10 protein-coding genes and 1 tRNA gene are annotated in these 10,349 nt (G+C 63.7%); 7 read left to right on the plus strand and 4 right to left on the minus strand.

Features of this window, described 5'->3' with window-relative positions; all coding sequences use genetic code 11:
• Window positions 1-5: 5 nt before the first annotated feature.
• Entirely contained in the window at window positions 6-344 is a 339-nt protein-coding gene (glnK, locus tag PSUB009319_RS09275; protein WP_045787417.1) for a P-II family nitrogen regulator, read from the plus strand.
• 50 nt (window positions 345-394) lie between these two features.
• On the opposite strand, the gene PSUB009319_RS09280 is transcribed toward glnK, so the two are convergent.
• The 3 genes from PSUB009319_RS09280 to trxB all read right to left on the minus strand — a co-directional run bounded on the left by PSUB009319_RS09280 (window position 395) and on the right by trxB (window position 2,799).
• Entirely contained in the window at window positions 395-1,018 is a 624-nt protein-coding gene (locus tag PSUB009319_RS09280) for a trimeric intracellular cation channel family protein (protein WP_124381925.1), read from the minus strand.
• Window positions 1,019-1,060: 42 nt separating this feature from the next.
• On the minus strand, window positions 1,061-1,726 hold the full coding sequence (locus PSUB009319_RS09285; protein WP_124381926.1) for a Smr/MutS family protein: 666 nt from the start codon (window positions 1,724-1,726) through the stop codon (window positions 1,061-1,063).
• Between the two features lie 116 nt (window positions 1,727-1,842).
• On the minus strand, window positions 1,843-2,799 hold the full coding sequence (trxB, locus tag PSUB009319_RS09290; RefSeq protein WP_124381927.1) for a thioredoxin-disulfide reductase: 957 nt from the start codon (window positions 2,797-2,799) through the stop codon (window positions 1,843-1,845).
• Between the two features lie 211 nt (window positions 2,800-3,010).
• Here trxB and PSUB009319_RS09295 point away from each other — a divergent pair, with 211 nt between their 5' ends.
• From PSUB009319_RS09295 to PSUB009319_RS09320, 6 genes are all read left to right on the plus strand, one after another.
• On the plus strand, window positions 3,011-5,368 hold the full coding sequence (locus PSUB009319_RS09295; RefSeq protein WP_124381928.1) for a DNA translocase FtsK: 2,358 nt from the start codon (window positions 3,011-3,013) through the stop codon (window positions 5,366-5,368).
• 99 nt (window positions 5,369-5,467) lie between these two features.
• Window positions 5,468-6,115: an outer membrane lipoprotein chaperone LolA gene (gene lolA / locus PSUB009319_RS09300; protein ID WP_124381929.1), complete on the plus strand. Its 648-nt coding sequence runs from the start codon at window positions 5,468-5,470 to the stop codon at window positions 6,113-6,115.
• 35 nt (window positions 6,116-6,150) lie between these two features.
• Window positions 6,151-6,576, plus strand: a complete 426-nt coding sequence (locus PSUB009319_RS09305; RefSeq protein WP_124381930.1) for a hypothetical protein — start codon at window positions 6,151-6,153, stop codon at window positions 6,574-6,576.
• Between the two features lie 100 nt (window positions 6,577-6,676).
• Window positions 6,677-7,984 (plus strand): replication-associated recombination protein A, encoded by a 1,308-nt coding sequence (locus PSUB009319_RS09310; protein ID WP_124381952.1) that lies wholly within the window; start codon window positions 6,677-6,679, stop codon window positions 7,982-7,984.
• An 84-nt stretch (window positions 7,985-8,068) separates the two neighbouring features.
• Window positions 8,069-9,394 carry a serine--tRNA ligase gene (gene serS, locus PSUB009319_RS09315; RefSeq protein WP_124381931.1) on the plus strand — a complete coding sequence of 442 codons (1,326 nt, stop codon included), beginning with the start codon at window positions 8,069-8,071 and terminating at the stop codon, window positions 9,392-9,394.
• 80 nt (window positions 9,395-9,474) lie between these two features.
• Window positions 9,475-9,564, plus strand: a tRNA-Ser gene (locus PSUB009319_RS09320).
• 185 nt (window positions 9,565-9,749) lie between these two features.
• Here the strand turns inward: PSUB009319_RS09320 and PSUB009319_RS22870 are convergent.
• The coding region (locus PSUB009319_RS22870; protein ID WP_221620962.1) for a hypothetical protein at window positions 9,750-10,349 on the minus strand (600 nt) is incomplete at its 5' end.

Raw genomic sequence — 10,349 nt, forward strand, 5'->3', positions numbered from 1 at the left:
CACCCATGAAACAGATCACCGCCATCATCAAGCCCTTCAAACTGGACGAAGTGCGCGAGTCGCTCGCCGACGTGGGGGTGACCGGCCTGACCGTCACCGAGGTCAAGGGCTTTGGCCGCCAGAAGGGCCATACCGAGCTGTATCGCGGCGCTGAATACGTGGTCGACTTCCTGCCGAAGATCAAGATCGAGGTGGTGGTGGCCGACAGCCAGGTCGAGAACGTGATCGACACCATCGTCAAGGCCGCCAAGACGGGCAAGATCGGCGACGGCAAAATCTTCGTGATGCCGGTGGAGCAGGTGATCCGCATCCGCACCGGCGAGAAGGACGAAGCGGCGGTCTAAGCGGCCGTTGCATCCCGGCCGGCGCGCCCGCGCTGGCCGATCAACGCTGATCAACGCGGCAAAGTGATGTTCCAGCGTAGTGTCACCAGCCGCCCGATCACGATCGCAAGCGTGGCGATCACCACGGACACGCTGGGCAGCAGATCCGTGAACGTCAGCCCCACATAGAGGAAACACCCGAGGAAGGCGCATGTCGCATACGGGTGATTGTCCCGCAGCAGCATGGGCACCTCATTGCAGACCACATCGCGCAGCAGGCCGCCAAAGGCCGCCGTGATCACGCCCATCATCACCGACACGAAGACCGGCATGCCCGCATCGAGCGCCAGTTGCGTGCCCAGCACGCCAAACAGGCCCAGGCCGATGGCGTCTGTCACGATCAGCAGACGGTCGGATACCAGTTGGCTCACCAGCCGGATCACCCAGTTGGCAAACAGGCTCATCACGAACAGCGCGAGCAGGTATTGCTCGTGCTCGATCCAGTAGAACGGCCGCCGATCGAGCAGCAGATCGCGCAGCGTGCCGCCGCCAAACGCGGTGAGAAACGCGACGATGAACGCGCCCACGGCATCGAGCCGGCGCCGTTTGGCCTCCGCCAGCCCCGAGATGGCAAACGAGAAGACCGCGAGGATCTCCACCCAGTGCATCACCAACTGCAGGCGAGTCACGTGCATGTGCGTGTTGTTCTTGTCGTTAAGGGGTGAGCGGATTGCGGGTCAGGCGCCATGCGGCTGGCGCAGCAGCACCAGCACCGCGCCCGCGCCGCCGGCCGTGTTGCGTGGCTCGACAAAGGCGATCACTTCTTCCTTCTGCACCAGCCACGAGCGCACCTTGCCTTTGAGCACCGGCGTCTTGTCGGGCGAGCCCAGCCCCTTGCCGTGGATGACGCGCACGCAGCGGATGCCACGCTGCACGGCGCGGCGCAGGAAGGCGGCCAGCGCCTCGCGCGCTTCTTCGCGGCGTAGGCCGTGCAGGTCGATCTGGTCTTGCGTGGCCCACTCGCCGCGGCGCAGCTTCTTGAGCACGTCGTCGCCGATGCCGGGGCGGCGGTAGGAGAGGGTATCGTCGGTTTCCAGCAGGTTGTCGACGTCGAACTCGTCCGACAGCGAGGCGTCCAGCACGCGCTTGTCTTCCGCGCGGGAATGCACGGGGTCGGGCGCAGGCGGGTTGCGCGGATGCTCGACACGCTTGTTCTGGCGCAGCGCGCTCACGTCGCCAATGCTGGCGCGGAATACGTTGGCTTCCTCTGCGGCCTTGCGTGCGGCGGCTTCGGCGCGCTGGCGTTCGGCCTCGCGTGCCTCGGTCTCGTGCTTGAGCTGATCACGCAGGCCGGCCAGATCGGTCAGGCTGAGCTTGGAAGCGGGAGTTTGGGCGCGTTTCATGGCGAAGGGCAGGTCAACGTGGAGCGTGCGTCGATTATACGAACGCGACGCACATGGCAAAACGGCCGATGGTGTCCCATCGGCCGTTGCCTTGGCGGGCAAGAAAGGCGTCGCGCTTATTCCAGGCTTTCCAGGTAGCGCTGGGCGTCGAGCGCGGCCATGCAGCCCGTGCCAGCGCTGGTAATGGCTTGGCGGTAGATGTGGTCCTGCACGTCACCGGCGGCGAACACGCCCGGGATGTTGGTGGCGGTGGCCATGCCGTCCAGTCCGCTCTTCGTACGGATGTAGCCCGTGTCGTTCATGTCGAGCTGGCCGCGGAAGATGTCAGTGTTCGGCTTGTGGCCGATGGCGATGAACACGCCGGCCAGCTTGACCTCTTCAACCTTGCCTTCGTTCTCGTGCGTGCCTTTCAGGCGGGCGCCGGTCACGCCGGAGTCATCGCCCAGGATCTCGTCGAGGACCATGTTGGTCTTGATCTCGATCTTGCCTTTCTTCTCCTGGTCATGCAGACGGTCGATCAGGATCGGCTCGGCGCGGAACTTGTCGCGGCGGTGGATGAGCGTGACCTTGCTGGCAATGTTGGCCAGGTACAGCGCTTCTTCCACGGCGGTATTGCCGCCGCCCACCACGGCCACTTCCTGGCCTTTGTAGAAGAAGCCGTCACAGGTGGCGCAGGCCGATACACCGCGGCCGGCAAACGTCTCTTCCGACGGCAGCCCCAGGTATTGAGCCGAAGCGCCGGTGGAGACGATCAGCGCGTCGCAGGTGTATTCACCCGAATCGCCCACCAGGCGGATCGGCTTTTCGTTCAGGTGCGCGGTGTGGATGTGGTCGAACAGCACCTCGGTCTTGAAGCGCTCGGCGTGCTCCAGAAAGCGCTGCATCAGTTCAGGGCCTTGCAGGTGTTCCTTGTCAGCGGGCCAGTTTTCCACGTCAGTGGTGGTCATGAGCTGGCCGCCCTGGGCCAGGCCGGTGACCAGCACGGGGTTCAGGTTGGCCCGTGCGGCGTAGATGGCGGCGGTGTAGCCAGCGGGGCCGGAGCCGAGGATCAGCACTTTTGCGTGTTTTGCCATGATGCGTTCGGGTTGTGCGCGGCACGAGGGGTGAAACTGCCGCCGTGCAGGCTAGGTGAGGGTGATGGCCGCCATTATAAAGTGGCCCCCCCTCGTGCGCCCGGTTGTAAATTCCAATGGCGGTGATAGGGCCGCGTTACAATCGTCGGCATCGCATTTCTGCTGTCCCAAGCCGCGCGGCCCATTGCCAAGCGGCGCACCCGTCTCCCGCATGGCTCGAGCTTCCACCACTCCGACAACCCGTACCGATCCCTCCGCACTGCCGTCCCGCATCGGGCGCTTGCTGGGGGAGGTCCGCTGGTTCCTGTTGCTGGCGGTGACTATCGCCTTCCTGATCATCCTTCTGTCATACAACCGGGCCGACCCCGGTTTTACCCACGCCAGCCAGGTCGACGAAATCCGCAACCTGGGTGGCCGCGTGGGCGCGTGGCTGGCCGATCTGCTGCTTTTCGTCTTTGGCGCGTCCGCCTACTGGTGGGCTGTATTGCTGGTGCGCAAGGTCTGGCGCGGCTGGCGCGAGTTGATGTCAGACGAACGCGTGCCGCCGAATCGTGCAACCTTGGCGATGCCGCGCGTGGACGCCAGCGTCACGTGGATCGGCTTTGCGCTGGTGCTGGCTTCCAGCATGGGCCTGGAAGCGATCCGTATGTACACGCTGCACATGAAGCTGCCGCGCGCCCCCGGTGGCGTGCTGGGCGATGTGATTGGCGGGGCGATGCAGCATTCGTTGGGCTTTACCGGCGGCACGCTGGCGTTGCTGTTTACGTTCCTGGTCGGGCTGTCGCTGTTTTTCCATTTTTCTTGGCTGAACCTGGCCGAGCAGATTGGCGCGGGCGTTGAGATGCTCTTTGTCGGCTTCAAGACGCGCCGCGAGAGCAAGCAAGACCGCGCGATTGGCGAGGCGGCCAAGGTCGAGCGCGAAGAGGTGGTCGAAACTCGCCGCGTGCGCATTGAGGAAGCACCGCCTGTGCAGATCGTCCGCCCGACCGCCGTGGTCAAGAGCGAGCGCGTGGAGCGCGAGAAGCAGCAGCCGCTGTTTGTCGATATCCACGATTCCGATCTGCCGCCGCTGGCGCTCCTCGATCCGATTCCGCCTGTTGTGGAAACCGTGAGCGCCGAGACGCTGGAATTCACCTCGCGCCTGATCGAGAAGAAACTTAAAGATTTTGGCGTGGAAGTGCAGGTGGTGGCGGCCTATCCAGGCCCGGTCATCACGCGCTACGAGATTGAGCCTGCCACGGGCGTGAAGGGCAGCCAGATCGTGAACTTGGCCAAAGACTTGGCGCGCTCGCTGTCGCTGGTGTCGATTCGCGTGGTGGAGACGATTCCGGGCAAGAATTTCATGGGTCTGGAACTGCCGAATCCAAAACGTCAGGCTGTGCGCCTGTCGGAGATTCTCGGCTCGCAGGTTTACAACGAAAGCGCTTCGCAGCTTACGCTGGCACTCGGCAAGGACATCGCCGGCAAGCCGGTGGTGGCGGATCTGGCCAAGATGCCGCACTGCATGGTGGCCGGTACTACGGGCTCGGGTAAGTCGGTCGGGATCAACGCGATGATCCTGTCGCTGCTTTACAAGGCCAAAGCCGACGCGGTGCGCCTGATCCTGATCGACCCGAAGATGCTGGAACTGAGCATCTATGAGGGCATTCCGCACCTGCTGTGCCCAGTTGTGACGGACATGCGCCAGGCCGGCCACGCGCTGAACTGGGCCGTGGGCGAGATGGAGCGCCGCTACAAGCTCATGAGCAAGATGGGCGTGCGCAATCTGGCGGGCTTCAACAAGAAGATTGAAGAAGCCGCGGCGCGCGAAGAGAAGATTCCCAATCCGTTCAGCCTCACGCCCGACGCGCCCGAGCCGCTCGACAAGCTGCCGATGATCGTCGTCGTGATCGACGAACTCGCTGACCTGATGATGGTGGTCGGCAAGAAGGTTGAAGAGCTGATCGCGCGGATTGCGCAGAAGGCGCGCGCAGCGGGCATTCATCTGGTGCTGGCGACGCAGCGTCCTTCCGTGGATGTGATCACTGGTCTGATCAAGGCCAACGTGCCGACGCGGATTGCCTTCCAGGTCAGCAGCAAGATCGATTCGCGCACGATCCTCGACCAGCAGGGCGCCGAAGCGCTGCTGGGCATGGGCGACATGTTGTATCTGGCACCGGGCACGGGTTTGCCGGTGCGTGTGCACGGTGCCTTCGTGTCCGACGAAGAAGTGCACCGCGTGGTGGACAACCTCAAATCGCAGGGCGAGCCCAACTACATCGAGGGCATTCTCGAGGGCGGTGTGGCAGATGGCGAGGGCGGTGGCGACGGCTTTGGTGGCGGCGCGGGCCTTGTCGGCGCTGGCGGTGGTGAAGCCGATCCGCTGTACGACCAGGCCGTCGACGTGGTGCTGAAGAATCGCCGTGCGTCGATCTCGCTGGTGCAGCGTCATCTGCGCATCGGTTACAACCGCGCTGCACGCCTGCTTGAAGACATGGAAAAGGCGGGGCTTGTGTCCGCCATGTCCGGCAACGGCAACCGCGAAATCCTGGCGCCCAACCGTAACGGTAACGTCGTCGAAGAGGAATGACGTTGCGCGCAGTTTGCCGTTACATCGCGTTACCGCATCAGCGGAATGTTCGGGCGTGACCGGCCACTAACAACAAGACCAACTGAAACCGGGATTCCTATGTTTGTGTTGAAAGCACGTCACCTGATGGCCGCCGGGCTGGTATCGCTGGCGGCGTGGTCCGCCGGCGCCTACGCAGGCGCGGTCGACCAGCTCAATGCCTTCGTGAGCAACGTCAGCACCGCGCGCGGCGAGTTCGTGCAGCGGCAAGTGAAGGGCGGCACCAATGGCAGCCCGCTGCACGTGGCCGGCACGTCCAGCGGCGATTTCGTCTTCTCGCGCCCGGGCCGCTTCGTCTGGCGCTATGTGAAGCCGTACGAACAGCAGCTCTCGGCCGACGGCCAGATGCTCTACATCTTCGACAAAGATCTGAACCAGATCACGGAACGCAAGCTTGATGCGTCGCTGGGCTCAAGCCCGGCAGCCATCCTGTTCGGCAGCAACGACTTGGCCAAGAACTTCACGCTCAAGGAAGGCGGTACGAAGGACGGCATCGACTGGGCCGAACTCAAGCCCAAGGCGAAGGACACCCAGTTCGAGCGCATCGCCATCGGCTTTCGCGGTGGCGAGCTGCAGGGGATGGAGCTGCGCGACGCCTTTGGGAACACTACCCTGCTGACGTTCTCGAACATCCAGAAGAATCCACCACTGCCGGCCAGCGTGTTCCGCTTTACGCCGCCCAAAGGGGCCGACGTAATCAAGCAATGACGCGTGCGGGCCGGTTTTCGACAAGGAGACCGACCATGCCTTTGCCGTTCACCACATCGCTGCAACGTGCGGCCGCTGTTGCCGTCGTAACGTCAGCGACGGTTGTGTTTGCGGGATGTGCCTCTACGGGCGCGTCCCGTTTTGACGTCGATTCCTTCCTCACCGCGCCGGATACCGTGCTGGCCGAAGCCTTGGTCAACAAGGACTTTCTGCACGCGACTGAACTGCCGGGCGCCGAATGTGGCGCGCTGGTAAAGGGCCACGCAGGGCAAGTCGTGCCAATCCAGGCGCCTGCCGATCCGCGTCTGCCGGAAGCATCAGCGCGTCAGCCGTTCGTGATCCAGCCGCCGGCCAGCGAGAACGTATGGCTGCTGCTGCGCTCGCCCAATGGCGCACAGTCGTGCCATGGGCCGTTGCCGGCCAAGGCCTTCATGGGGCTGGTGCAGCGCGCGTCGAATTGAGCGCGCGTCGCGGGAGGGCGCGCCGGGGCTGCGCCCCGTTTCTGCGACAATCCCCCGCATGAACGCTTCTGCTTCTCTCTTTCCGGATGCGCCGGCCCACATGCCGCTGGCCGAGCGCCTCCGCCCGCATTCCGCCGACGATGTGATCGGTCAGCAGCATCTGCTGGGGGCGGGCAAGCCGCTGCGCGTGGCCTTCGCCTCCGGCGAGCCGCATTCGATGATCCTCTGGGGCCCGCCCGGCGTGGGCAAGACGACGCTGGCGCGGTTGATGGCCAACGCGTTCGACGCAGAGTTCATCGCGCTCTCCGCTGTGCTCTCCGGCGTGAAGGACATCCGCGAGGCGGTCGAGCGCGCCGAGCAATACCGCGCCAACGGACGTCGCACCCTGGTGTTCGTCGATGAGGTGCATCGCTTCAACAAGAGCCAGCAGGACGCTTTCCTGCCGCACGTGGAAAGCGGGCTGTTCACCTTCATTGGCGCGACGACCGAGAACCCGTCCTTCGAGGTGAATGGCGCATTGCTCTCGCGTGCAGCGGTGTATGTGCTCAAGAGCCTGTCGGACGACGAGCTCAAGCAGTTGGCCGAACGCGCGCGCCAGGAGCTGGGCGGCTTGGAATGGACGCCCGCCGCACTCGACGCCATCGTCGCTTCTGCCGATGGCGATGGCCGCAAACTGCTCAATAATGTGGAGATCGTCACGCGGGCCGCACGCGCGCAGGCCGAGGGCGATGCCGTTCCTATCGTTGACGAGGCACTGCTCGCATCTGCACTGTCTGAAAACCTGCGTCGCTTCGACAAGGGTGGCGATGCCTTCTATGACCAGATCAGTGCGCTGCATAAATCCGTGCGCGGCTCCGATCCGGACGGCGCGCTGTACTGGTTCTGCCGCATGCTCGATGGCGGTGCCGACCCACGTTACCTCGCACGCCGCATCGTTCGCATGGCGTGGGAAGACATCGGACTGGCCGATCCCCGCGCGGGGCGCATCACGTTGGATGCCGCTGAAACGTACGAGCGCCTCGGCTCGCCGGAAGGGGAGCTGGCGCTGGCCCAGGCGCTGATCTACCTGGCCATCGCGCCCAAGTCCAACGCCGGCTACAACGCCTACAACGCAGCGCGCGCGTTCGTCAGTCAGGACAAGTCGCGCAACGTGCCCGTACACCTGCGCAACGCGCCGACCAAGCTGATGAAGGAACTCGGCTATGGCCACGCGTACCGCTACGCGCATGACGAGCCCGAGGCTTACGCCGCTGGCGAAACCTACTTGCCCGACGATCTGCCTGCACAGAACTGGTACGTGCCGACGCCGCGCGGCCTGGAGGGCAAGATCGGCGAGAAACTGCGGCACCTGCGCGAGCTGGATGCACAGTGGCATGCCGAGCAGGACAAATCCGCCCGCAACAAATAAAACCCACGGGCCGGTGCGATAAAATCGGCCCTTCCGAACATTCGGATCATTCAGATCGTTCGCAATCCACGGTTTTTTCCCACCATGCTTGATATCCAACTGCTGCGCAAAGACATCGACGCCGTCGCCGCGCGCCTCAAAGATCGGGGTTACGTGCTCGACGTGGCCGGCTTTGCCGCGCTCGAAGCGGAACGCAAGGCCATCCAGACCCGCACCGAAGAACTGCAGGCGCGCCGCAACAGCCTGTCCAAGCAGATCGGCATGCTCAAGGGCAAGGGCGAGGATGCATCGGCCGTGATGGCCGAGGTGTCAGGCATCGGTGACGAGCTCAAAGCATCCGCCGCGCAACTCGACCTGGTGCAGGGCAAGGTGCAGGACCTGATGCTGTCGATTCCGAACCTGCCACACGAAAGCGTGCCGGCCGGCAAGGATGAAACCCAGAACGTGGAAGTGCGCCGCGAAGGCACGCCGCGCGTGTTTGATTTTCCGGTCAAGGATCACGTGGATCTGGGTGCCGCACTCGGGCTGGATTTTGACGCGGGTGCCAAGCTGTCGGGCGCGCGCTTTACCGTGCTCAAGGGGCAGGTGGCACGCCTGCATCGTGCGCTCGCGCAGTTCATGCTCGACACGCACACGCTTGAGCACGGTTATACCGAAGCGTATGTGCCGTATATCGTCAATGCTGCGTCGATGCGTGGTACTGGCCAATTGCCGAAGTTTGAGGAAGACCTGTTCCGCGTGCCGCGCAAGATGGGGCACGGCGCTGAAGGTGCCGATGGCGAGCAGGGCGAACGCGTTGAAAACTTCTACCTGATCCCGACCGCAGAAGTGCCGCTCACGAACCTGGTGCGCGATGAGATCGTCGCCGCTGATGCGCTGCCGATGATGTTCGCCGCGCATTCGCCGTGTTTCCGATCTGAAGCCGGCTCGTACGGCAAGGACACGCGCGGCATGATCCGCCAACACCAGTTCGACAAGGTTGAAATGGTGCAGGTCGTGCAGCCCGAAACCTCGGCCGACGCGTTGGACGCCATGACCCACTGCGCAGAAAACATCCTGCGCAAGCTGGAACTGCCGTTCCGCACCGTCGTGCTGTGCACGGGCGACATGGGCTTTGGCAGCACCAAGACGTACGACATCGAGGTGTGGATCCCCGCGCAGAATACGTACCGCGAGATCAGCTCGTGCTCGAACATGGGCGACTTCCAGGCGCGCCGCATGCAAGCGCGCTTCCGCAACGCGCAAGGCAAGCCGGAGCTGGTGCACACGCTCAACGGTTCGGGCTTGGCGGTGGGGCGCACGCTGGTAGCCGTGCTGGAGAACTACCAGAACGCGGACGGTTCGGTCACCGTGCCGGCGGCGTTGCGCCCTTACTTGGGTGGCCAGGAAGTGCTGAAACCGGCAGTTTGATGGAGTTGCGTCGCCCCTCTTGATCCGGGCAGAAAAATTCTGTTATAGTCGCGGTTTCGCGATTCAGCGACCCAGTTACCGGAGAGGTGGCAGAGTGGTCGAATGTACCTGACTCGAAATCAGGCGTACCGGCGACGGTACCGTGGGTTCGAATCCCACCCTCTCCGCCAGCAAGTCCAGCGCCCCGGTCAAACGGAGCCTGGTTCGCACAAAGCCCCGCCACTGGCGGGGCTTTGTCGTTTACGCATTCTCGGCGGTACCGTTGACCCGAGTTTTTAGGGGTTTGAGGCCGCCATTCTCAGCGTGACAGTACGGCGGTACCGATAGGTGGTTTTGGGCTCGAATATCGTGCTCATCAAGCCGGAGCGAACCCCAGTAACTTGCGCTGGGTGGCCCAATCGATGGGCAAGGGGGTGCTCCGTTTGAGCGTATCCGAGGTCAGGCTTGGCGGTTGGGCGCCGTCCAACATGGCCTGCACAATGTCAGGTGCCAGGAAGGCCCTGTAGATGACTCGCGTCGCAAAAGAGCAAGTAATGCCTTCCGCCTCTGCAATGTCGGCGATGCTCTTGGTCCGCCCCGAGGTGAGTTGCTCCAACCAGCGTTGCGCCTTGGCCTGCAGCGCGATCAAGCGCGCATCGGGCGCCCGACGCTGCGGTTGCACGCCGGTGACCAGCAGCCGCATCGCCAGCCCGCAGCGTCGTATCTGCGTGGGTATGGCTAGCGTCACGGTAGGTTGGTGCGCAGATGCCTGACCTGTTACATCGTTGGTAAGCAGGGCCATTGGCTGAACGATGACCTGCACCGACTGCGGTTCTACGATGACTCTCTGCATCAACCGCTGAATCGCCGAGTATTGCTTCGCGGCTTCGTCGAGGTCCTGGGCCAATCGGCCGCTTTCGGCCAGAACGTTTTGTACCTGCTCGGGTGGGATGCCGGTGAGCGCCTGCAGCACAGC

The sequence above is a fragment of the Ralstonia sp. SET104 genome (assembly GCF_003851545.1).
GTDB lineage: Bacteria > Pseudomonadota > Gammaproteobacteria > Burkholderiales > Burkholderiaceae > Ralstonia.

Bases quoted from the DNA above. Each gene is read 5' to 3' on its own strand.
- glnK (WP_045787417.1), top strand. From the start codon at position 6: ATGAAACAGATCACCGCCATCATCAAGCCCTTCAAACTGGACGAAGTG.
- PSUB009319_RS09280 (WP_124381925.1), bottom strand. From the start codon at position 1,018: ATGCACGTGACTCGCCTGCAGTTGGTGATGCACTGGGTGGAGATCCTC.
- PSUB009319_RS09285 (WP_124381926.1), bottom strand. From the start codon at position 1,726: ATGAAACGCGCCCAAACTCCCGCTTCCAAGCTCAGCCTGACCGATCTG.
- trxB (WP_124381927.1), bottom strand. From the start codon at position 2,799: ATGGCAAAACACGCAAAAGTGCTGATCCTCGGCTCCGGCCCCGCTGGC.
- PSUB009319_RS09295 (WP_124381928.1), top strand. From the start codon at position 3,011: ATGGCTCGAGCTTCCACCACTCCGACAACCCGTACCGATCCCTCCGCA.
- lolA (WP_124381929.1), top strand. From the start codon at position 5,468: ATGTTTGTGTTGAAAGCACGTCACCTGATGGCCGCCGGGCTGGTATCG.
- PSUB009319_RS09305 (WP_124381930.1), top strand. From the start codon at position 6,151: ATGCCTTTGCCGTTCACCACATCGCTGCAACGTGCGGCCGCTGTTGCC.
- PSUB009319_RS09310 (WP_124381952.1), top strand. From the start codon at position 6,677: ATGCCGCTGGCCGAGCGCCTCCGCCCGCATTCCGCCGACGATGTGATC.
- serS (WP_124381931.1), top strand. From the start codon at position 8,069: ATGCTTGATATCCAACTGCTGCGCAAAGACATCGACGCCGTCGCCGCG.